19 protein-coding genes are annotated in these 22,158 nt (G+C 39.6%); 11 read left to right on the forward strand and 8 right to left on the reverse strand.

What is annotated here, in order from left to right; genetic code table 11:
• Nucleotides 1-124: 124 nt before the first annotated feature.
• Both O3603_RS06905 and rpiB read left to right on the forward strand, forming a co-directional pair.
• The gene (locus O3603_RS06905; protein ID WP_371521735.1) at nucleotides 125-2,143 is read left to right on the forward strand and encodes a transketolase family protein; all 2,019 of its coding nucleotides are present in this window, start codon (nucleotides 125-127) and stop codon (nucleotides 2,141-2,143) included.
• A 57-nt stretch (nucleotides 2,144-2,200) separates the two neighbouring features.
• Nucleotides 2,201-2,641, forward strand: a complete 441-nt coding sequence (gene rpiB / locus O3603_RS06910; protein ID WP_009434582.1) for a ribose 5-phosphate isomerase B — start codon at nucleotides 2,201-2,203, stop codon at nucleotides 2,639-2,641.
• Nucleotides 2,642-2,861: 220 nt separating this feature from the next.
• On the opposite strand, the gene pyk is transcribed toward rpiB, so the two are convergent.
• The 4 genes from pyk to O3603_RS06930 all read right to left on the reverse strand — a co-directional run bounded on the left by pyk (nucleotide 2,862) and on the right by O3603_RS06930 (nucleotide 7,039).
• Nucleotides 2,862-4,328, reverse strand: coding sequence for a pyruvate kinase (pyk, locus tag O3603_RS06915; RefSeq protein ID WP_371521737.1), 1,467 nt, complete (start codon nucleotides 4,326-4,328; stop codon nucleotides 2,862-2,864).
• Between the two features lie 17 nt (nucleotides 4,329-4,345).
• The gene (locus tag O3603_RS06920) at nucleotides 4,346-4,690 is read right to left on the reverse strand and encodes a large-conductance mechanosensitive channel (protein WP_371521739.1); all 345 of its coding nucleotides are present in this window, start codon (nucleotides 4,688-4,690) and stop codon (nucleotides 4,346-4,348) included.
• Between the two features lie 26 nt (nucleotides 4,691-4,716).
• Entirely contained in the window at nucleotides 4,717-5,454 is a 738-nt protein-coding gene (locus tag O3603_RS06925) for a hypothetical protein (RefSeq protein WP_155716135.1), read from the reverse strand.
• 694 nt (nucleotides 5,455-6,148) lie between these two features.
• Nucleotides 6,149-7,039, reverse strand: coding sequence for a hypothetical protein (locus O3603_RS06930; protein ID WP_371521741.1), 891 nt, complete (start codon nucleotides 7,037-7,039; stop codon nucleotides 6,149-6,151).
• Between the two features lie 343 nt (nucleotides 7,040-7,382).
• Here O3603_RS06930 and O3603_RS06935 point away from each other — a divergent pair, with 343 nt between their 5' ends.
• Both O3603_RS06935 and O3603_RS06940 read left to right on the forward strand, forming a co-directional pair.
• Nucleotides 7,383-8,975: a capsule assembly Wzi family protein gene (locus O3603_RS06935; protein WP_371521743.1), complete on the forward strand. Its 1,593-nt coding sequence runs from the start codon at nucleotides 7,383-7,385 to the stop codon at nucleotides 8,973-8,975.
• Between the two features lie 37 nt (nucleotides 8,976-9,012).
• Nucleotides 9,013-9,462, forward strand: a complete 450-nt coding sequence (locus tag O3603_RS06940; RefSeq protein ID WP_371521745.1) for a lipocalin-like domain-containing protein — start codon at nucleotides 9,013-9,015, stop codon at nucleotides 9,460-9,462.
• Between the two features lie 26 nt (nucleotides 9,463-9,488).
• On the opposite strand, the gene O3603_RS06945 is transcribed toward O3603_RS06940, so the two are convergent.
• Entirely contained in the window at nucleotides 9,489-10,598 is a 1,110-nt protein-coding gene (locus tag O3603_RS06945) for an MraY family glycosyltransferase (protein ID WP_371521746.1), read from the reverse strand.
• A 247-nt stretch (nucleotides 10,599-10,845) separates the two neighbouring features.
• On the opposite strand from O3603_RS06945, the gene O3603_RS06950 reads away from it, so the two are divergent.
• The 6 genes from O3603_RS06950 (at nucleotide 10,846) to O3603_RS06975 (ending at nucleotide 16,931) form a co-directional block, all read left to right on the forward strand.
• On the forward strand, nucleotides 10,846-11,667 hold the full coding sequence (locus O3603_RS06950) for a glycosyltransferase (protein WP_371521748.1): 822 nt from the start codon (nucleotides 10,846-10,848) through the stop codon (nucleotides 11,665-11,667).
• 138 nt (nucleotides 11,668-11,805) lie between these two features.
• Nucleotides 11,806-12,858, forward strand: a complete 1,053-nt coding sequence (locus O3603_RS06955) for a chain-length determining protein (protein WP_371521750.1) — start codon at nucleotides 11,806-11,808, stop codon at nucleotides 12,856-12,858.
• A gap of 3 nt (nucleotides 12,859-12,861) precedes the next feature.
• Nucleotides 12,862-14,175: an oligosaccharide flippase family protein gene (locus O3603_RS06960; RefSeq protein WP_371521752.1), complete on the forward strand. Its 1,314-nt coding sequence runs from the start codon at nucleotides 12,862-12,864 to the stop codon at nucleotides 14,173-14,175.
• Entirely contained in the window at nucleotides 14,175-15,323 is a 1,149-nt protein-coding gene (locus tag O3603_RS06965; protein ID WP_371521754.1) for a ligase, read from the forward strand. The genes O3603_RS06960 and O3603_RS06965 overlap by 1 nt, the downstream gene beginning before the upstream one ends.
• Nucleotides 15,289-16,068 carry a glycosyltransferase family 2 protein gene (locus tag O3603_RS06970; RefSeq protein WP_371521756.1) on the forward strand — a complete coding sequence of 260 codons (780 nt, stop codon included), beginning with the start codon at nucleotides 15,289-15,291 and terminating at the stop codon, nucleotides 16,066-16,068. Before O3603_RS06965 ends, O3603_RS06970 begins: the two co-directional genes overlap by 35 nt.
• A complete protein-coding gene (locus O3603_RS06975; protein ID WP_371521758.1) occupies nucleotides 16,065-16,931 on the forward strand; it encodes an alpha-1,2-fucosyltransferase in 867 nt (288 codons plus the stop codon). Before O3603_RS06970 ends, O3603_RS06975 begins: the two co-directional genes overlap by 4 nt.
• A gap of 135 nt (nucleotides 16,932-17,066) precedes the next feature.
• Here the strand turns inward: O3603_RS06975 and O3603_RS06980 are convergent, their stop codons facing one another.
• The 3 genes from O3603_RS06980 to O3603_RS06990 all read right to left on the reverse strand — a co-directional run bounded on the left by O3603_RS06980 (nucleotide 17,067) and on the right by O3603_RS06990 (nucleotide 20,610).
• Complete coding sequence (locus O3603_RS06980; RefSeq protein WP_371521760.1) at nucleotides 17,067-17,210, reverse strand: hypothetical protein; 144 nt, start codon at nucleotides 17,208-17,210, stop codon at nucleotides 17,067-17,069.
• 149 nt (nucleotides 17,211-17,359) lie between these two features.
• Nucleotides 17,360-19,981, reverse strand: a complete 2,622-nt coding sequence (locus O3603_RS06985) for an SLBB domain-containing protein (RefSeq protein ID WP_371521788.1) — start codon at nucleotides 19,979-19,981, stop codon at nucleotides 17,360-17,362.
• 8 nt (nucleotides 19,982-19,989) lie between these two features.
• Nucleotides 19,990-20,610, reverse strand: a complete 621-nt coding sequence (locus O3603_RS06990; RefSeq protein WP_371521762.1) for a sugar transferase — start codon at nucleotides 20,608-20,610, stop codon at nucleotides 19,990-19,992.
• A 170-nt stretch (nucleotides 20,611-20,780) separates the two neighbouring features.
• Between O3603_RS06990 and dinB the strand changes: the two genes are divergently transcribed.
• Nucleotides 20,781-21,866 carry a DNA polymerase IV gene (gene dinB, locus O3603_RS06995; protein ID WP_371521764.1) on the forward strand — a complete coding sequence of 362 codons (1,086 nt, stop codon included), beginning with the start codon at nucleotides 20,781-20,783 and terminating at the stop codon, nucleotides 21,864-21,866.
• The last annotated feature ends 292 nt before the right edge of the window (nucleotides 21,867-22,158 follow it).

The following is a 22,158-nucleotide window of genomic DNA, read 5'->3' on the forward strand; positions in this document are numbered from 1 at the left end:
CTATTATGATCTTAAAATACTATTAGCAGCATCTAAAAACATTTTTATAAAAATGTAAGTTTATTATTTTGAGGTCTCCACATTTATCTCTATATTTGCATTATCAAATTTAAATCCAATCTATATGAATGACAAGGAACTGATGAACCGCGCAGCGGACAACATTAGAATTCTAGCAGTCTCAATGGTAGAGAAAGCCAAGTCTGGACACCCTGGAGGTGCTATGGGCGGAGCAGACTTTATCAACGTTCTTTTCTCTGAGTTTCTCGTTTATGACCCAGATCAGCCAGAATGGACTGGACGCGATCGCTTTTACCTCGATCCTGGTCACATGTCTCCTATGCTCTATGCAGCGCTAACACTTCAAAGGAAGTTCACAATTGATGACATCAAACAATTCCGTCAATGGGGATCTATCACCCCAGGACACCCTGAGCGTGACTTAGCACACGGCATAGAGAACTCTTCTGGTCCATTAGGACAAGGACATGCCTATGCTGCAGGTGCTGCTATAGCAGAGAAGTTCCTTGAGGCTCGACTTGGTCACACTATGATGCAACACAAAATATATGCTTACATCTCTGATGGCGGAGTACAAGAAGGCATCAGTAGTGAAGTCGGAAGATTGGCAGGAAATCTAGGTCTTAATAACCTCATCATGTTCTATGACGCTAATGATATCCAACTTTCAACAGAATGTGGGGCTGTTATGTGCGAAGATACAGCAATGAAGTATCAGGCATGGGGATGGAATGTCATAAAGATAGATGGTAATGATCCAGAAGCTATCCGTGCTGCACTTATCGCTGCAAATAAGGAGGAATTACGCCCAACCCTTATTATTGGTGAAACAATAATGGGTAAAGGAGCCTTGCAAGCTGACGGCAGTAGCTATGAACATAACATAAAGACTCATGGAGCACCACTTGGTGGTGAAGCCTATACGAATACTATTAAGAATCTTGGTGGAGAGCTTAATGACCCTTTCAAAATATTCCCAGAAGTACAAAAATTATACGATAAACGCAATGCAGAATTAAGGCAGATTGTAGCAAAGAGACACGCTGATGAGGCTGAGTGGAAGAAACATAATCCATCAAAGGCAGAGCAAATGCAACAGTGGTTCTCAGGTAAAGCTCCTAAAATAGATTGGAATGGTTTAGTTCAAAAACGTGATATTCCAACACGCAATGGTTCTGCAGCATGTCTTGGAGTAATTGCAGAGCAAGTACCTAATATGATAGTTTCTTCTGCAGACCTCAGTAACTCTGATAAGACAGATGGTTTTCTGAACAAGACTCATTCATTTACTCGTGGCGATTTCAGTGGTGCTTTCTTCCAAGCTGGCGTAAGTGAATTAGCTATGGCATGTATGTGTATCGGTATGATGCTACATGGTGGTGTTATCACTGCAATGGGAACATTCTTCGTTTTCTCAGACTATATGAAGCCTGCTATTCGTATGGCAGCACTCATGCAAGTACCTGTAAAATTCGTATGGAGTCACGATGCTTTCCGCGTTGGTGAAGATGGACCTACGCATGAGCCAGTAGAGCAGGAAGCACAGATTCGCTTGATGGAGAAGTTACAGAACCATGCTGGTCAAGATTCTGTACGCGTTCTTCGTCCAGCCGATAGTGATGCTGCAACCATCTGTTGGCAGATGGCTATGGAGAATATGGATACGCCTACGGCACTTATCTTCTCACGTCAGAATGTAAAGAGCTTACCAGAAGGAACTAATTATGAGGGAACACGGAAGGGTGCATATATAGTCAAAGGATCAGACGAAGATTACGATGTTATCCTTGCAGCAAGTGGTTCGGAAGTATCGACCTGCGTCGATGGAGCAGAATTACTACGCAAAGATGGAATAAAAGTCCGTGTGGTTAGTGCTCCTTCAGAAGGACTTTTCCGCCGTCAAAGCAAAGAGTATCAAGAAGATATTTTACCCCGAAATGCAAAGATTTTCGGTCTAACTGCAGGTTTACCTGTTACCCTTGAAGGTCTCGTTGGAGCAAATGGAAAAGTCTTCGGACTCAATAGTTTTGGATTCTCAGCACCCTATAAAGTACTGGATGAGAAACTCGGTTTTACCCCAGAGAATCTATACAAACAAGTCAAAGAATATCTAGCACAATAGTTTAACTTGAGCCACCTGTCCCCCAAGACAGGCTGGTTCGTAAAACCTAAACAGCTTATGGAAATAAAAAAAGTAGGAATAGCTTGCGACCACGCAGGTTTCCCATTGAAGCAATTTGTTATCCAATATTTGGAACAACACAAGTATGCATATAAGGACTTTGGTTGTAATAGTGATTTAAGCTGTGATTATCCAGATTACGCCCATCAATTAGCAGAGGCCATTGAAAATGGTGAGGTCTATCCAGGTATTGCTATCTGTGGGAGTGGAGAAGGTATGGCAATGACACTAAACAAGCATCAAGGTATACGAGCAGGATTAGTTTGGAACAAGGATGTTGCAGAGTTAACGCGCCAGCACAATGATGCAAATGTAGTTGTCCTTCCTGGTCGCTTCATTGATAATAAGACAGCGGAGAAGATTCTTGATGAGTTCTTCAAAGCAAGTTTTGAAGGTGGTAGACATGAGCGCCGAGTAAAGAAAATAGCAATTCTATAAGATTTAAAAAGAATAGAATATATCTTTTGAACTACCCCTAAAGAGATACAATTACGACCATGGTAGATTTATCATGGGTGGAATTAAATCTTTATATCAAGGATAACTAGCAATGAAATCAAAATAGTAACGCTAGTCAGTAAAGAAGGAGAAAGTAATCATAAAGTATAAAGAAGGTGTCTGGAATTATATTCTAGACACCTTTTCGTATAATTAATAACTATTTTTCTTCTTTTCCAACAGGGAATGTTTCTTCTTCAGGCAAGTGGAAACGATAACTACGATTGAACACTTCTCCTACCTTATTAATCTCTAGGAAAGTTGTTCCTCCACCTCCGAAAGACCCCGAGAGATAGGCTATATTATCTTCCAAATCAATGTATCCCTTTTGGCGTAGCATCCTTAAAGCTGCAATAAACATCTCTTGGCTAGATTTATGTTGCTGTTGGTGAATGGCAATAACACCATAACTAAGGTTCAACCAACGCTGTACCTTCTCCTTATAACAAATAGCTAACACGGGGTTAGGACCACGGAAAGCTGCAAGGTTACGAGCTGTCAAACCAGTTTCACTATCAGTTACAATACCTTTCACTCCCAACTGCTCTGTCGCCTCAATAGCACTTTTAGACAGAAATTCACGCTGGTCATTAAGGTTTGTCATAGGAACGTTTATATGTCCACGCTGGTGTGCATCAGCTTCAGCAGCTTCAGCTATGCGAGCCATAGTCTGTACAGCCTCAATAGGGTACTTACCACTAGCAGTCTCACCACTTAACATCAATGCATCTGTGTGGCTATAGATTGCATTGGCGATATCTGTCACCTCTGCACGGGTAGGTCGTGGATTGTTAATCATGGTGTGTAGCATCTGAGTAGCAACAATCACAGGTTTCTTTTTCAAAATACACTTGTTGATAATACTACGTTGAATACCAGGAATTTGTTCAATTGGCACTTCAATACCTAAATCACCACGTGCAATCATAATACCGTAAGAGGCATCGATTATTTCATCAATATTATCAACTCCCTCTTGATTCTCAATCTTCGAAATGATTTTAATATCCGAGTTATGCTCATCAAGTATCTTTTGAACTTCCAAAACATCAGCAGCGGAGCGCACAAAAGAGTGTGCAATAAAGTCAATATCCTCCTCTATTGCCAAAAGAATATTTCGCTTATCTTTCTCTGTTAAAGCCGGTAACTCAATATGCTCACCAGGTACATTTACGCTCTTATGTGACCCTAAATCACCTTCGTTCTGTACCTGTGCAACCAACATAGGACCAGAACTCTCGACAACTAACATATCCAAAGCACCATCATCAAAAAGCACATGATCACCAACTTTTACATCACGAGCAAAGTCTGGATAAGAAACGTTTATGATATCTTTCGTTGTATCGACTTCTGGGCGACCAAAGATCTTCACCATATCACCTACTTTATAATGAATAGGATTATCTGTCCCAGTTGTTCTTACTTCTGGACCTTTTGTATCTATCAGGAGAGCGAGGTGTGGAGACACTGTACGTGTGTTACGAATAATCTCACGAATCCCATCAGGAGTTGCATGAGCCGTATTCATACGAACAACATTCATACCTGCAAAGAAAAGTTTCCTAAGGAAGTCAACATCACAACGTCTGTCACTAATTGAACATACTATCTTTGTTTGTTTCATAATTTGAGTGTTATTGTTTAATTCGACATAGCTGAAAATATAATATATAAGAGTGAAGATAAGATCAAAATACCAACAAACAAAATTGTAAAAACGACTATTGTTGTCTTCCCTACTCCACTTATAGACTTATAGTTTTTCGTCTGTAATATTGCCTTATTTGCGACATTATCCATGAGAACAGACGACGAATCCTGCACAGCTTGTGCATTTGAAGCACCTTGTACGAACTGTTCTGTATTAGGAGTAGCAACAACCATATTCTCTCCACAATAAGGACAATTACACTTCAAAGTCTTTCCTCCTTCTGATGTTATCACGAAAGAACGATGACAATGTTTACAAATAATTTGAAATTGCATTCTCTACTTACCTCCTTTCATTCGTTTTATCTAACGTCATCAATAAGGACATGTCCATCTGTTACCTGAACTTTAATCTTTCTAAACACCGTTATACCATGCTCTGATAAGCGAACTTTATACCAGTCATCACCTAATGGCGTAATTTGTAGATTACGACGCAATTCATCAAAATCGTACTCATTATTGAAATTACCAAAGGCAGCCCACCATTCACCCCATACATCTTCACCCTCATCATAAGCGTCAACCCCAAACACCATTTGTTGACAATATGGGGTTAAATAACGTACATAGTAACTTGGATCGCCTGATATAAATACAGCTTTCCGATAGAATGAATCTAGAAAAGAACACACAGACTTCTGTTCATCAGCCTTGCGTTTTACCGCAGCTTCCTGTATCTGCTGCTTTGTACGGATTTGCATAACAGAGTCTGCATGAGCCTTACGTTGTGCTGCAAAAAGTTTCCTTTCATTCTCTTGCTGTTGCTGCCAATAAATAAAGCCAAAGGTAGCAAAACCTCCAAGAAATAGGACAATTAACACACATAACAGAACCTTTATAGAAGAATTGTCCCCGCCTTTATCCTGCACATCATAATTAGTTGACTGTACAGAAGGCATTACTGGCTGGGCTATTGCAGGCAAATTTACAAGTAAAGGCTGCCCACAATAAGGGCAATTACAATGCATCCTATCGCTTCCATCACTGGTAATAGCAAATGAACGATGGCACTTATTACAAGTCACTTGATACTGCATCACCTATTTTTCTGCAAATTTAAATATTTTATTTCATACTTGGAAATGTTTTAACCAATAATCTATAAGAGAAAACGAGGGCACCAGAGAAGTTTCCCTTGTTTCTTTTTTATACTTTTTATAAGGACTATCTACATCTTAAAAGGAACCATTCTCTCTTCCAATCAATGCTCTTCAATATTTGAGAAGAAACTCTAATACAAATAACATTAGACTATTTTTTCGCACGAAATAGTATAGTTTTTTGATAAAAATAAACTATTTTTTCTTTGACATATACATACTTTCTTATTTACTTAGATGCACCTTTCCTATGTAATAGGCATATCTTATAAGATAGACGAATGTGACGTATAATAGAATTTATGGTTATCAATAGCCGAAAAGAGCATAATAAAAGAGGAGCGTCACATCTCGTGAGGCTCCTCTCTCCTTCATTTAAATAACTCTCTGATTGTTACATCTCTTTTAATCCTTAGTGTTCTTTTCTCTTTCTTATGAAATCCTCTTTCACAATCTAAAACCTTTTAAGATGAACTAATTACTATCAATATCTAGTCTCTAGTATTTAAACCTTTTTTGAGTCTTGTCATTAAATAGCTTGTCAGCTATGTTTTGTAACTCTCTAATTAAGTTTTCTAGTGGTTGTTTTAGTATTTACACCTATTTTTATAACTCTCTTTTAATTCTTTATTTATCTATGTCCACCAAAGACAGAACCATTGTTTGATGATCCTCCACCCATTGATCGGTTACCACCGAACGACGAACCATTACCGAAACTACCTCTTGGTGTACTGAAAGATGGGCTTGGATTGCCAAAAGAACGTGTTGGTTCATTACCTCTAGTAGCATTTCCGAAGCTATGACCTGCACCAAATCCACTATTGTTATTAGGGCGTGTAACAGTTGTACGGGTAGAACTTTCACGTGGCTCATAAGTACGATTCATACCCATAGAACCCTCAAATGTACTCCGTTGTTGATTTCCGAAGCTGCGTGGACGATTGTCTTGTGGATAATTATAATCGTATGAGCTGTAATTGTTGTAACCCCTGTTATAATATCCTCGATTGAAGTTGTCACGCATACCATAATAGTTACTATTGTTTCTTCCGTAGAAGAGATCTCTGCCATAATACCAACTTCTATCACCATTCATACGCCAACTATGAGCTCCACGATAAGCAGAATAGAAACTTGGACGACCGAAGTAATAGTAATCACGACGTGGATATCTTGCGTAAACACTGAAGTGCCAGTAACCAGCATCCCACCTTAATGGGCGATAGAAGTAATTAGCTTCTATGTAAGCTCTATATTGCCAATCGCAGAGGATGTAGTTGAAATCCATATTACGATGCGTCCAGTTAGCTCCATAGAGGTCAACCATAGAGTTTACACTCATGAGGTAATCGAGGTTTATCTCGTATGCGGCTTCATATTGCTCCTCGGTCAGATTTAATTCATAAGCCATCTTGTCCGTTAAGAAGAGGGCTTGTATGCGAGCCTGCTCGTAACTCATAGCATTTGCAGAGGCACTGAGAACAAGTGTTGCAATGAGTGTTAATATAAGCTTCTTCATACTTTTTCAATCTTTATAGGTGAATAACTAGGGGTGTTAGAGAGGCTTTTGCCATCCAATCCCTGTCTTCATGTTGCAAAGGAACAAATATTATTTAGCATCCTAAAAGGATTTCCCCTACATAGAGGGGGATTTTCCCTAAAGGTGTATAATATGTTGGAAAAGGAAGATATACCCCTAATATAATAAGGTGTAATCCTAAAGTCGAAGAAGAAATATTCGTTTGCTATTTCCCTTTTTTTTATTAACTTTGCAGGAGAGAATATGTGTATGTAGATTGTAAAAGTCTTATTTTACTTCTTGCTGCACAGCCTATGTCTATTTAAAGAATTAGCTTTATAATATGAAAAAACTTCTTTTATCCTTGTCTGTCATTCTACTCACAAGTGTATTGAGGGCGCAATCTTGGGAAGGAGACAATAGAGATACATCCCGTGTACAGTTACTTAAAGGATTAGAATATACACTGGAGTTGCAAGGGAGTTTCTCGAAAGGGAAAACTCCTTTGTGGCTGAATGCTAATAAGTATGGATTGAGTTCTTTGGATGTAATGAATGGCTATATGCGTGGGGCAATAGAGCGCCCCTTGAATATAGATGCAGGACACAGGTTTGGAGTTGGCTATGGTGTTGATGTGATTGCACCAGTAAACTATACTAGTAAAGTTATTATTCAACAAGCCTACTTAGAAGGAAGTTGGTGGCATGGAACGTTGACTATTGGAGCAAAGGAACAACCAATGGAAATGAAGAATGCTGATTTAAGTACAGGTTCACAGACTTTGGGCATTAATGCCCGACCGATTCCACAAGTGCGATTAGCACTCGGTGACTATTGGACCTTACCATTTGCTAATGGTTGGCTACACCTTAAAGGACACATAGCTTATGGTATGTTGACCGATAAGAACTGGCAACATGACTTCACTCGTTTGCAGTCAAAATATTCTGATAAGGTGCTTTTTCATTCTAAAGCTGGTTACTTGAAGATTGGAAACGAGGAAGTGTTCTGCCCTTGGTCATTAGAGATGGGACTAGAGATGGTATCACTTTTTGGAGGAATCTCTTATCTTCCTGATGGGCATGGGAATCTTATTCCATCGAAAGGCAGAACTGGTGTACGTGACTTCTGGTATGCCTTTTTACCTGGAGGAGCAGACAATGGAGAGACAACCTACCAAAACGTGGAGGGTGATCAACTAGGAAGTTGGGGCATGCGATTAAACTATGAAGGTGAATGGAGTTGTGTTTCCGTCTATGCGGATAAGTTCTTTGAAGACCATTCTTCAATGTTTCAGTTAGATTATGATGGTTATGGAGAAGGAACGGAATGGCAACAAAAGAAGAAACGACGTTATTTGTTGTATGATTTTAAGGATTGGATGTTAGGTTTTGAGTATAAGTATAAACCAGACCATTGGCTGAATAACGTTGTTGTTGAATATATTTATAGTAAGTATCAGAGCGGTCCAATCTATCATGACCACACTATCACAGTGCCTGACCATATAGGAGGAAAAGACAACTACTATAATCATTACATCTTTCCAGGCTATCAGCATTGGGGGCAAGCAATGGGTAATCCGCTTTATCGATCGCCTATCTATAATGAAGATGGTACTATTTATTTCAAAGACAATCGCTTTATTGCATTCCACTTAGCCTTAGGTGGGCATCCTACAGACCGTCTTAAGTGGCGCTTTCTAGCGACTTGGCAAGAGGGATTGGGAACTTATGAAAAACCTTATACACATAAGAAGCATAATGTTAGTTTGCTAGGTGAAACCTCTTATATGTTTAATAGAAGTGAAACAAGTAATTGGTTAAGAGGTACAGAAGTAAAGTTGGGTATTGGGACTGACTTTGGTGGTATTCTTGAAGGTCCTAATTATGGCTTACAACTAACGCTTAGTAAACGTGGATTGCTGAATAAATAAGGTATAGATTGTTGAATGTTTATAATACGCAAAAGATATGTTTAAATCAAATAAATTAATTTTTCTGTTACCAGTGTTAGCTCTTCTCTTTTCTTCATGCAGCTTGGAAACTGATAATGACGCTGGTGATTTAGAGGGAATGTGGCATTTAGTTCGAATCGAGGAGTCTGTAACAAATACACACACAGATGTGAGTAACGAAGTAATATTCTGGTCGTTTCAAGCAAAACTCTTACAGCTAGAAGATAAAACCGGTACACACAATAGTTTTCTTTATCGTTTTAATATCAACAATAATCAGTTGGTATTGTCTTCACCTTACCTTTTTGATCGTGAAAATGGCGATCATCTGCTCACAACTTATGACTCTTCTTTGAGTTTATATGGCGTAAAAAACTTAACACCAATATTCAATATAGAAAGATTAAAGGGAGATAAATTGATATTAGGTGATGGTAGTGTAAGACTCTATTTTTATAAGTTTTAAAACCTTGTGATATATTAGTAATGTCATTATTCACTTTGAAAAGGAGACAAACCCTTCTGTTTTATCCTCATGTCTAACATATAATTGAATAAGATATAACAGATGATATCAATGGAAATTATCCATGTGACAAGAAGATGATTGAACAATGCTATATTAATAACAATGTATAAAAGTGCAAGCGAGAGGATGCTGAGTAATGTTTGACGTTGTGTAAGTCCAGTACGGATGAGTTTATGATGTATATGATTCTTATCAGGTCGAAAAAGAGGCTTATGGTGTAATAATCGTACGATAATAACCCTAAACACATCAAAAACAGGTACAATTAATAATGTTACTGAAAGAATAATTGAATCTTTCTGATAGGGCATAACATGTGGATTATACATACAGAATTTAACCATCAAAACACCTAGAATATATCCAAGTGTTAGACTACCAGAATCACCCATGAATATCTTTTGTCCTCTTTCCACTCTACCGAAAAGATTATAATAAAGGAAGGGAATAAGTACACCCATCAGTCCTGCAATTAAGATACAATAGATTCCTAGATTCTCACGAAGGAAAAGGAAGAAGAGTCCACATAATGCAATAAGAACCAAACTTGCCGATAGTCCATCAATACCATCAATAAGATTGATAGCATTCATAACGAATACTAAGACACCAATGGTCAGTAACATTCCTCCCCACATAGGTAGTTCATAGATACCTAAGAAACCATAGAGGTTATTAATGTATAGATAGGAAATAGGTAATAAGCACGCTGCAATTATTTGCATGAGCAGTTTCGCTCTTGCACGAACACCAAATATATCATCAATCAGTCCTGTCAGATAAATAACAGTAATGCCTAAGCCAAAGAATACACTCCATGGGCTTATAGCAATCTTGTTCCCTTTGCTAGTATAAGACCATACGAGTAATGCAACAATAGAAGCAATAAGCATACTAGGTAAGAACGATACCCCACCTAAACGCGGGATAGCATTCTTGTGTACCTTACGTGCGTTGGGAGTATCATACAAATGCTTTTTCTTGCAAAAAGATAGTATTTGTGGAATCATAAAGAATCCACAGATAGCACTCATGGTAAAGGCAAAAAGGCTGATTAAAGTGTATGTCGACATATCGTTTATAATCTTATATTTAATAAAACTCAATATTTGTAATTATATTGTATTCGAGTATTGGAAAAAGTAGAATAAATCTCTTCTAATAATTGTTTTTACGAAATCTTCTTACCATGAATGGTTGTTTGTTATTTTCTTTTTGTACATTTGTAGCTAAAGAATACTAATGGAGTCGTCATGAGGCTTAGGCTGTGAACGGTTCTTTTAAGTATTTTTTGTAAAATACATCTTAGATATCAATGTGATGGAACGTATTGACATATCAGTTTTAATGGCCGTTTATAAGAAAGATAATCCTGCTTTCCTTCGTGAAAGTTTAGAGAGTATCTTTACGCAGACTGTGGAGGCTGGTGAGGTTGTTCTATTAGAGGATGGACCCTTGACAGAGGCGTTGTATGATGTTATAAAGTTATATCAGTCAAAATATCCGGCGTTAAGAGTGGTGGCGTATCCCATGAACCGTGGGTTAGGAAAGACCTTAAATGATGGCTTACAGTTATGTAAATACGATATTGTAGCCCGTATGGATGCGGATGATATATGCAAGTCTAATAGATTTGAAACAGAGTATAACTGGCTAAAGGCACATGAAGACTATGACGTGATAGGCTCTTGGGTAGATGAGTTTACCAAGGATAAGACGCAAGTCAGGTCGATAAGGAAAGTGCCTGAACAGTATGAAGATATAAAGAAGTATGCTCGTTATAGATGTCCTGTTAATCATCCGACAGTGATGTATAGGAAGGCTGCAGTGCAGGCAGTAGGTGGTTATCTCACAGAGTATTTCCCTGAAGATTATTTCCTTTGGTTGCGAATGTTAAAGAACGGCTGTAAGTTTCATAATATTCAGCAGTCTTTGTTGTGGTTCCGATATTCAGAAGCGACTGTGGCAAAGCGAGGCGGCTGGTCTTATGCTTGTGATGAGGTACGCATATTGGTAAGAATGCTGAAGATGGGGTACATCCCCTTTCATATATTCTGCCAAAGTGTTGTTATCCGATTTACCACCCGCATAATGCCTTTACCTATTCGTCAGCGCCTATATAATCTGATAAGAAAGACATAAGACAGCCTTATTGAGTAAACAAGGAGGGCATCAATGGTATCCACAAAGAGTTAGCACAATAAAACAGCTAACAATGCGTTACTATTTAGATGTTACAGTTAATGGTTAAAGATAAATACAGAATAAATTATAGATTCAATGGAAGACAATAAGAAGGAGAGTGTTGCAGTCAGTTCCTTTCTCAAGAAGCTCAAGCATGATTGGCTACGTTATGTAATCGTGTTTGTCGTTGCTTTGATAGGTTCTATCTTAGTGATTCTACCTGTCCCACGCTATTATAAGTGCGACATATCGCTCGCTCCAGAGATGGATAATACTGAGAACGGGGGGAAACTAAGCTCTATTGCCTCTTCCTTTGGCGTAGATCTTGGTGATGTAGCATCTGGTAATGCTTTGCAACCCAGTCTTTATCCAGACTTGATGAAGTCGAATGAGTTTATAAAGAGTCTGCTACAGATTCCTGTAGAGACAAAAGATGGGTCGGTGAAGGCAAGTTACTATGATTATCTTTACAGTCATCAGAAAGACTCACCATACGGTAAGGCAATCGGATGGATAGCGAAGAAGTTTGGTGATAACGATAGTCTTGCCACTGCAACAGAGCCTGTTAACCCCTTTATGCTCAATAAGAAGCAAGACGAAATATTCTCAAAGATAAAGGGAAACATTGCATGTGACATTGATATCAAGACTGGTCTGATAACGATTTCAGTGGAAGATCAAGACCCATTGATTAGTGCAACGATTGCTGATTCGGTACGAGCTAAACTACAGGACTTCATCACCAACTATAAAACAAACAAGATGAAGAATGACGTGAAGTATTATACAAAGTTGGTAGCAGAGGCGAAGACGAAGTATGAGAACGCACGTCAGAAGTATGCTTCCTTCTCTGATGCCAACCAAGATGTTATCTTGCAAGAGCTTCAGTCACAACGTGATGACTTGGAGAATGATATGCAGTTGAAGTTTAATGCTTATAGTGCGCTGAGCACACAACTACAGAATGCACAGGCAAAGTTACAGGAGCATACCCCTTCCTTTACCATTGTTCAGAGCGCATCAGTGCCTGTCAAGCCTGCAGGACCAAAGCGGATGGCCTTCGTCTTCATCGTTGTTTTCCTTAGTATGATGGTTACGTTCGTTGTATGTAACTTCTCATTGTTGTTTGGTGGAGCAAAGGGCGAATAATTGATGATAACTGTTAAGGATATAATAACTCGTATCAACTCTTCTTCTATATCACGAAGAATGGGGAAGGGGCTGGTATGGTCGTTTACAGGAACGGCTTTAGCGAAGTTCCTTACCTTAGTCGTAGGCATCATCTGTGCCCATATCTTGCAGAAAGAAGCATACGGAGAGTTCTCTATGGTACGCTCCACTATTAATATGTTCATCGTCCTTGGCTCTGCAGGCTTAGGTGTTACGTCGACTAAGTATATAGCAGAATATAGGGAGAATCAGGCTGATAAGATTCCAGCTGTCTATGCTGCAACAAACTGCTTTGGCCTTTTAATGGCTATCATCACGGCAATCTTGATACTGTTAGGTGCACCGTTCATTGCTAATAATATCCTTCACCATGCAAGTATTGTATTACCTGTAAGAGTAGGAGCGGTGTTGTTGTTCTTTTCTATTATCAATGGCGTACAGAATGGGGCCTTGATGGGCTTCGAGAACTTTAAGGCTATTGCTATTAACACACTGTTGGGAAGTATCTTGGAGTCGGTCTTGACCATCCTTGGTGCTTATTATTTTGGGGTAAATGGAGCTGTACTTGGTTTCGGGATGGGTTTCATCTTGATTTTTGTTATGAACCATCTCTCCATTAATAAGAACTTTTCTGCTATTCAGATAAAGAAGTTAAGCATAAAGAACCTCCGTCTGAAGGATTTCTCTATCTTGTACACTTACAGTCTGCCAGCGGCACTCTCTTCCCTACTTATCGCTCCTTCCTTCTGGTTGATACGTTCCATACTTGTCAGGACAGATGGCTTCCGAGAGCTTGCAGTGTTTGAAGCAGCCGACCAATGGAAAGTTATTATCTTGTTCATTCCCACCGCCTTCAGTCAAATAGTTCTTCCTATCCTGTCCAGTCTACATAAGAAAAAGACCTCCTTTGTGTCTACTTTGAAGTATAATATGCTGATAGTAGGTGTTACAGCATTGTTATTGGCAATAGGCGTAATGCTATTCGGTGGTTTTATCATGCGCCTGTATGGTACGACCTATAATAATTCAGCCCCCTTACAGATACTGGCTATCTCAACAATCTTCTCTGCTTTAGCTAACGTTCTTGAGATGGCTGTGTATAGCTTGGGCAAGATGTGGCAATGTTTTGGTATCAATGTCGTGTGGGCAATATTGTTGATAGGATGCACATACATCCTTTGTCAGAGAGGTAGTGGGGCTAATGGGCTGTCTATGGCAGTATTAGTTTCCTATATCGTATCTTTCTTCATGTTCTTAGTTTACACATTCTTTGTTGTTAGGAAGGAGGTAAAGTGATGTCAGAGAAAGTACGTTATACGTTGTTTGCACTCTTTCTTTTCCTTACACAGATACTGGGTACGGGTATTGTTCCTATGGGGTTATTTGCCCTTTCATTGTTAATGATACTCTCGCCCACCACCTTCTTAAGAAATCTAAGGTACACTCCAATCTTCTTTCTGTTTATTTGTCTATCCTTGGGTGTCGGGATCTATTTCGCATTATGCAATGGTCTGAAGTCTTGGAATATAGCTTATTGGGGACAGTTCTATTTTCTTTGCATCCTTCTCATGGGTGTTAAGGATAAGAAATCGTGCTTGGAAGCGTTGCGCATCTTCGTCTTTATCATCTTTATCCTTGACTTTGGCACTAATCTCTTATTCCTTGTAGGAGTGAATGTACCATGGACTGAACTGCCACCAGTGCGCCCTGGCGAGGCACTTGCACGTTTCCCTGGTTTTAAGGGTAATGCTTTATATTCGGGAAGTGTCACCTTCGTGAGTGCTTGTTATATGCTTAATCAGAAGAAGGTGAATAAGCTTGTCTTCTACATAGGACTTGCGTCGATGATAGGCAACCTTATCTTATCTGGTTCTTATCGCTATCTTATCATCGGTGCAGTCGTTGCAACGATGTATTACCTACGCTTGTATAGAAATAAGATAATGATGGTCGGGCTGTATGTGTCAAGTATTATCGTTGTGTTTATGGCAACACTTGTCACAATGTTCTCTAATCTAAGCAACTTCTATCGGGCGTTTATTTGGTTCCATTTCATAAAGGAGATAGGCAAAGACCCATGGATAGGACATGGCTTCTTCAATATCCATTTGGATGAAAACCAAGACTTTAGTACACCTTCTCATTTGATAGCCAATGGCGTGACCGAGTCATGTATCCTAACTATTGGCTATAGCTTTGGTGTCATAGTCTTGTTATTTTTCCTCGTAAGTATTGTCAAGACATTATTAAGATATAAGGCATACCGACGTTATTCAGTAGAATTAGGATTGTTTATCGGTCTAACCTTGGATCTATTCTGGGGTGGAAGCTTCGATAACACCTATACCTTTGCATTATTGATATTAAGTTGGTATCTGATTAATGAGACCGCTTGTAAAAGAGAACTGAATGAAGACATTCACGATAATAATACCGACGTATAATAATCTCGACCTTTTCAAGAGTGCGTATAGTTCTGTATGTAAGCAAGACTTCAAGGACTATGAGATTATAGTAGTAGATGATTCCGAAGATTCATCTATATCGGATTACGTGTCAATGGTCAATGATTCATCTATCGTTTATCGGCATCATATACCCTCAGCAGGCGCTGTTAATAATTGGAACAGTGGCTTACAGTTAGCAAGCGGTAGGTTTGTTATTGTGTTACATCACGATGAGGCTTTCGAAGAAGACGATTATCTGACTTCATTAAATGAGCATTTTCAAATGGGATACGACGTAGTTGTGACTCGTGTAAAGGTCTTCAATGGTGGAGTACTTAAGCCTAATGTATTCTCAGGAGCTGTGATGAGGCTCTTCACGGGCTTTCCTTCGCTCCTTTTCCTTTGTAATGTCATTGGTCCTTGCTCTTGTGTCGCTTTTAGACGAGAGTATCTAACCTACTTTGATAGCCGACTCCGCTGGCTTGTTGATGTTGATTGGTATTATCGTCTACAAAAGGGAAGGCGCAGAACGTTCGTAGATAGTCTTCATGTTGACTCTTTTAATGATCATGACGATAAGATAACTAACCGGATAGATATCAAGCAAACGGAGGTAGAAGATATCTCTGTTCTTAGTTCAAAGTATAAGTATCGTCTCCTGTTAAGATGTTGCTTGTGGGTCAATAAGGTCGTTATGCACTCTAATCTGAAATGTATAATAAAGAAAATAATCCGCAAATGAAGATAGTAAAGATATTAGGTGGCTTAGGCAATCAGATGTTTCAGTATGCTCTATACCTCTCCCTGCAAGAGTCATTCCCAAAGGAGCGAGTGGCGCTCGACCTTTCTTGCTTCAATGGCTATCACCTACATAATGGTTTCGAACTGGAGCGTATCTTCTCATTGACCGCACAGAAGGCGTCTGCGGCAGCTATCATGCGCATTGCCTATTACTACCCCAACTATCTTTTATGGCGTATTGGTAAACGTCTTCTACCTCGGCGCAGGACGATGTGTTTGGAGAGTTCCACCTTTCGCTATGATGAGTTGGTGTTGACAAGAGAGGGAAACAGATACTTCGATGGCTATTGGCAGGATGAAAGATACTTTGTAGCGTGTCGGGAGAAGGTATTGAAAGCCTTTACTTTCCCAGCATTTAAGCGCACAGAGAACCTATCTTTGTTAAGGAAATTAGATAAGAACAGCGTTGCAATACACGTAAGGAGAGGTGATTATATAGGTAATCAACTTTATCAAGGAATCTGCGAACTCGACTATTATCGGGCTGCGATTGATAAGATGTGTACGTATGTTACGCCCTCCATGTTTTGTATCTTTAGTAATGACATTGCATGGTGTCAGACGCATCTTCAGCCGTATCTGAAGGCTCCTGTAATCTCTGTGACATGGAACACAGGTGTTGAGAGCTACCGAGATATGCAGTTGATGTCGTGTTGTGCACATAATATCATTGCAAACTCTTCTTTCTCATGGTGGGGTGCGTGGCTCAATCAGAATAGCGAAAAGGTGGTTATTGCTCCTAAACGATGGTTGAATATGGACGACTGCCAGTTTCCCTTACCAGCGTCCTGGGTTAAGATATAAAAGGGACTGAAATCAAGTGAGGATTTTAGTCCCCTTTTATTTTATATGTGAGAGCTTCATCTACAGATCTATCAGGAATCATCATATTGCGTAAAATGGTGCGTTTATATCAGTGTCTTTTCTTGTATGCATATTCTACGCTCTTTGTTCCGCCGCTGGAAAGCCAATGTTCCCACGCTGGAACATTGATGTTCCGCCGTTGGAACGTTGATATTCCCGTGCTGGAACGTTGATGTTCCACCACAGGGAACGACTTTTCCTAATGTTATCCGTTGTCATCCGACTTATTATGTCCCGACACAGAACAATACAAAACACATTATTGTCTTATAATTCATAGCAAAACGGTAGACCTATATACCTTATATAAGTCTACCGTTTTATGTTGAAACGATATAGCATCAATCGCTGCTATAACATCTAATCTCTTATTTTAGCAAATTAGCTATCGTGGCAATGACAGCTGCGATACTAGCTGCACTGGAACCAATGCTGAGCGTTTCAGCAAGCCCCATACGGCTTTGTATCTTCGTAGGTACAATGATTTCGCAACCAGGACGTACCTTGGCATTGTGACCTACCTTTGCTAACATTCCATTCATGTATAGGATGTAGGTATTGCTCTTCTTCGCATCACTGGCAAAGCCACCAGCTTGGTCGATATAGTAAGCAACACTCTTACCTTCTACGTAACCAACAGAATTTGGATACATAACTGCGCCATTAATCTTGACGGTACCATTATATTGTGGAACTATGAGTCTGTCACCTTCTCTCAATACAAGGTCTGCATCACTACCAGGATGGGCAATCGCCTTATCAAGTTCTATACCAACAGGATACATATCAGGTACTTGGAACTTCTCTTCAGCTTTCTTGCTATTTTCTTGTGCTGCTTGCAATACGGCAGCATCCTTTGTCCTAATAGCTAATTGCATTATATTCTTGCTTTGTTGTTCCATTTGAGTTCTGAAAGCAGCCTCCATACGAACACGCTCACTAGGTGTTGGGCGACGCTCTAGGCGTGCTCCCTTTATATACGCAAGGTCAGTTCCACCGCCAGCAGCTTTGAATATATCACTCAAACGCATCTTACGTGAAGTGAGGGTATAGTTCCCTGCAAAGACAACCTCCCCTTCCACAGACACATTCTGCTGTATTGATGTGCCAGGACTCTTACGCACGTAAACTTCATCGTATGGTTCTAATACAAATCCTGGTGCACCATCTATGACAAAGCCATCGCGGAGAGAGAACGAATAAGTACGTGCTATAATAGAATCTGGCTCAAGTGCTTGTGGGTTGGTGATACGTCGTGACACATCTACCCTTACAGTTGAGGCGGTCTGCTTCAGTCCACCAGCTTGCAAGATGAAGTCTTCTAGAGATTCATTGTCAGCATATGTATATATTCCAGGATAGAGCACCTCCCCATGAATTGTGATTGTTCGCTGCTCTTGCGCTTCTGTCTTGGTTGGAATAAAGAGCACATCCTCATTCTGAAGAGGGACATCGGCTATGCGCCCAGTAAGGATACCATCAATATCTACAGATATTACCTCCAATGTACGATCAGCCTTCTTCCTATGTAATACAGCATGTGGAGCAAATGCAACTTCAGTTAATCCGTCGGCAGCTTCTACCAGTTCACGCACACTATTAATACGTCCACCAACCTCATACATACCTGGACGGAACACAGCTCCCTTAATTTCAACCATATTCTCATAACGAGGTATCACTGAATCAACGCTAACGGAATCCTCATCAGCCACCCGGAAGTTACGCATATCAAACTCGTTGACATTAAAGATAGAGTATTGACGACCCGTCTTTCTGCGTACACGGACAGAACGGGTGTAGGCATCGCCAGCGAATCCACCTGCATAACTAATCAAGGTACCCAAGCTCTCGCCTCGTTTCATCTCATAGAACATTGGTCGTTTGACCTTTCCACTCACTTGAGCGAGCATCTCGTAAGGACCAACGACAATGACATCATTATCTGCCAAGCGTACGTTGCCACTCAAATGACCCCGACGAAGGAAGTCGTAGACATCGACGGTGCTTATGAGCGTACCCCCACGATATACCTTTATATTACGTAATGTTCCCAGATCTCCAATACCTCCCGCCATATAAAGGGCATTGAATACGGTTGCAAAGGCTGATAGTGTATAAGTACCAGGGGTCTTCACTTCACCAACAACATTCACCATGATAGTATGTGTCTGCCCCACCGAGAGGCGGATACTGGAACTACTGTATCTCTTTCCTAGTTTCTGCTTGATACGATTATTTGCCTGTGCTACAGTCAAGCCACTCACTTGAATAGGACCGAAACCATCTAGGGTAATGATTCCATCAGGGGCAACTGTTGTTTGATATGATTTCTGTGAAGCGCCATAGACATCAATGAATACAGCATCACCAGGGCCTAAACGATAGTTACGAGGTAATGCCATGTTCATATTCGGCTCGAATGATAAACTCTTATTATTAAAGATATCACGTCCCCAGACTTTCTTGCGATTACGGCTTAACTGCTTTAAAAGATTCTCATACAATACAGCAGTGTCCTGTGGCATCCAATCATTTATCTCCGATTGCATCTTCAGATAGTCGCCATCATTCTCATCGTATGTATGTTCCCACGTTTGATTATTTGATATTCGACCATCAGAGTATCGGTTCATCTCCTGCTCACTATTGTTGTAGTCGTCGAGTGTATTCTCTGCAACCTGACGCTTGTTCTGCCCAGGACGCTTCTGCCCATTGTTACTACGACTACGGTCTCCTGTGCTGCTTTCAGATACAGCACCAAACGCAGCATTACCTTTTTGCATCTTCTCATAGGTTGCTCTTACACGCCTAATCTGAGAGATATCGACGCCGCTCTGCATCAGCTTGGTCACAATCTGAGCCTGTGAAGTACCACGTTTGTGCTCTTTCTGAACGAATTCCATCACTTGCGTATCGGTCATAGAGGATTGCGCAAAGCCAGCTAAAGAGCATGCTAAGAGTAATACGAATAGAATATATTTCTTCATTTCCATTGTTAGAATTTCTTGCCTATGATAATATTAAGGATAGTTTTAACAACAATGATAAAATCTACCCATAGCGAACGATGTTGTAGATAACGAATGTCCATCTCCATACGTCGTAGCATTTTCTCCATAGTGTCAGTATATCCATTATAGAGTGTAGCCTCAGATGTAAGTCCTGGTCGCATCTGATAAATTAGGTTATAGCGGTCTGTATGTTTCTGTATCTTATCTATAAAGTACTGACGTTCTGGTCTCGGACCAACAAACGACATATCTCCACAAAGTACATTCCATAATTGAGGTAACTCATCCAAATGATGATCTCGCAGGAACAATTCTAATCGAGTAGAATTTGTTCTATCACTATTTGCAACAAGCTGAGGTCCCTCTTCCTCCACAATACTACTCATTGTTCGGAACTTATAGATTGTGAAAGGTTTCCCTTTATATCCGATACGAACTTGTTTAAAGAACACAGAACCATTGTTTTGATATGTTAGTAAGAGAATAATAATGATGAATAATGGAGAACAAATAATGAAACCAATGAGCGATGATATAATATCAAAGGCTCGTTTGAGGCTACGTTGCAGCCTCCCCATGGCATCAATATTAGTTGATATGTCCATTTCTTCTTGTGTTAGTCTCGTTTGTATAGTATAACTCAACTTGGATTTATTTATTATAGTGTTGTCTTTGTTATTTCTTTGCAAAGGTACTTTTTTTTATTTATTTATTAGTTAGAAAAGTGTATCTTTCTATAGTTCTCAGTATCTTTGTGCGTGAATCAGGGTGTGTAATGCGTAAAATTATTCATATAGACATGGATGCCTTCTTTGCTTCTGTAGAACAAAGAGATAATCCAGAACTGCGTGGCAAGCCAATAGCTGTTGGTTATGATGGGCCACGAGGAGTAGTATCTACGGCTAGTTATGAAGCCCGCCCTTATGGTGTTCACTCAGCTATGTCCATTGTACAAGCTAAGCGTCGTTGTCCAGACTTAATAATTGTTCCCTGCCATTTCGATAGATACAAGGAAGTTTCTAGGCAGATTCATCAAGTCTTCCATGAGTATACAGATCTTGTTGAACCAATCTCTTTAGATGAGGCTTTCCTCGACGTGACAGAGAACAAGAAAGGTATTTCGATGGCTATAGACATTGCCAAAGAGATAAAACAGAAGATTCTTGAAAGGACTTCGTTAACAGCCTCAGCTGGAGTTAGCTATAATAAACTATTAGCAAAGATTGCTTCAGATATGCGCAAACCCGATGGCATTTATATTGTTCATCCTGATCGTGCAATGGATTTCATCGGCAGTCTTCCTATTGAAAAGTTATGGGGTGTTGGACCTAGAACTGCTGCCAAGATGCATGAAATGGGAGTTTTTAAAGGTGAACAATTACGTAATATATCTTACAATCATATGATCCAGGTTTTTGGAAAGATGGGGAAGATATATTATAATTTCTCTCGTGGCATTGATGAACGACCTGTAATCGTAAGTAGAGAACGTAAATCAGTTGGCTGTGAACGTACTTTTCGTGAAGACTTACATATTGAGTCAAAGATTATAATAGAACTTTACCATCTCACCTTAGAACTTGTAGAACGATTGACAAGAAACCAATTTGAAGGAAGAACACTCACTCTAAAGTTGAAATGGGATGCAACGACGCAGATAACACGTAGCTTAACACAAGGAAAAATCCTACAAACAAAGCATGATATACTCCCACTTGCAAAATTATTGCTCAGCGAAACAGACTATAAAAAGCATTCTATCCGTTTAATGGGGTTATCGGTCTCTTCTTCAACAACTGATGGATTTGATGAGGAGAATACGCCAATCTGGGTGGAAGGAGACTTACCTTTCGAGAAGTAAGACGTTTCTTATCACATCTATCCTAACCTCACTCATTCTTCTAAAAGTCCTAGTTTGTTTCTCATATTAATTCTTTATGTGGGTACAGACTCCTAAGTACAATAATAGAAACGGCAAGTTTAAGTACTACTTGTGAACTAAGTAATCTATAGATAAGCCATGTTTCGTATAGGAAATAGATTATTTTTATCTTCATAATAAATTAAACTTCAAGTAAAAATAATCTATTTTCTTATAGACGATAGTCTTATTTATAGGATAAGTTATGCCTTACAACCTTTGAATTAAGACT

The organism is Prevotella sp. 20925_1_30 (assembly GCF_041433025.1).
GTDB lineage: Bacteria > Bacteroidota > Bacteroidia > Bacteroidales > Bacteroidaceae > Prevotella > Prevotella vespertina.

Excerpts from the sequence above, each read along its gene's own strand:
- O3603_RS06980 (WP_371521760.1), bottom strand. The coding sequence starts at position 17,210 with ATGACAACGGATAACATTAGGAAAAGTCGTTCCCTGTGGTGGAACATC.
- O3603_RS06905 (WP_371521735.1), top strand. The coding sequence starts at position 125 with ATGAATGACAAGGAACTGATGAACCGCGCAGCGGACAACATTAGAATT.
- O3603_RS06930 (WP_371521741.1), bottom strand. The coding sequence starts at position 7,039 with ATGAAGAAGCTTATATTAACACTCATTGCAACACTTGTTCTCAGTGCC.
- O3603_RS06940 (WP_371521745.1), top strand. The coding sequence starts at position 9,013 with ATGTTTAAATCAAATAAATTAATTTTTCTGTTACCAGTGTTAGCTCTT.
- dinB (WP_371521764.1), top strand. The coding sequence starts at position 20,781 with ATGCGTAAAATTATTCATATAGACATGGATGCCTTCTTTGCTTCTGTA.
- pyk (WP_371521737.1), bottom strand. The coding sequence starts at position 4,328 with ATGAAACAAACAAAGATAGTATGTTCAATTAGTGACAGACGTTGTGAT.
- O3603_RS06965 (WP_371521754.1), top strand. The coding sequence starts at position 14,175 with ATGTCAGAGAAAGTACGTTATACGTTGTTTGCACTCTTTCTTTTCCTT.
- O3603_RS06925 (WP_155716135.1), bottom strand. The coding sequence starts at position 5,454 with ATGCAGTATCAAGTGACTTGTAATAAGTGCCATCGTTCATTTGCTATT.
- O3603_RS06960 (WP_371521752.1), top strand. The coding sequence starts at position 12,862 with ATGATAACTGTTAAGGATATAATAACTCGTATCAACTCTTCTTCTATA.
- O3603_RS06985 (WP_371521788.1), bottom strand. The coding sequence starts at position 19,981 with ATGAAGAAATATATTCTATTCGTATTACTCTTAGCATGCTCTTTAGCT.
- O3603_RS06920 (WP_371521739.1), bottom strand. The coding sequence starts at position 4,690 with ATGCAATTTCAAATTATTTGTAAACATTGTCATCGTTCTTTCGTGATA.
- O3603_RS06975 (WP_371521758.1), top strand. The coding sequence starts at position 16,065 with ATGAAGATAGTAAAGATATTAGGTGGCTTAGGCAATCAGATGTTTCAG.
- rpiB (WP_009434582.1), top strand. The coding sequence starts at position 2,201 with ATGGAAATAAAAAAAGTAGGAATAGCTTGCGACCACGCAGGTTTCCCA.
- O3603_RS06935 (WP_371521743.1), top strand. The coding sequence starts at position 7,383 with ATGAAAAAACTTCTTTTATCCTTGTCTGTCATTCTACTCACAAGTGTA.
- O3603_RS06955 (WP_371521750.1), top strand. The coding sequence starts at position 11,806 with ATGGAAGACAATAAGAAGGAGAGTGTTGCAGTCAGTTCCTTTCTCAAG.
- O3603_RS06990 (WP_371521762.1), bottom strand. The coding sequence starts at position 20,610 with ATGGACATATCAACTAATATTGATGCCATGGGGAGGCTGCAACGTAGC.
- O3603_RS06950 (WP_371521748.1), top strand. The coding sequence starts at position 10,846 with ATGGAACGTATTGACATATCAGTTTTAATGGCCGTTTATAAGAAAGAT.
- O3603_RS06970 (WP_371521756.1), top strand. The coding sequence starts at position 15,289 with ATGAAGACATTCACGATAATAATACCGACGTATAATAATCTCGACCTT.
- O3603_RS06945 (WP_371521746.1), bottom strand. The coding sequence starts at position 10,598 with ATGTCGACATACACTTTAATCAGCCTTTTTGCCTTTACCATGAGTGCT.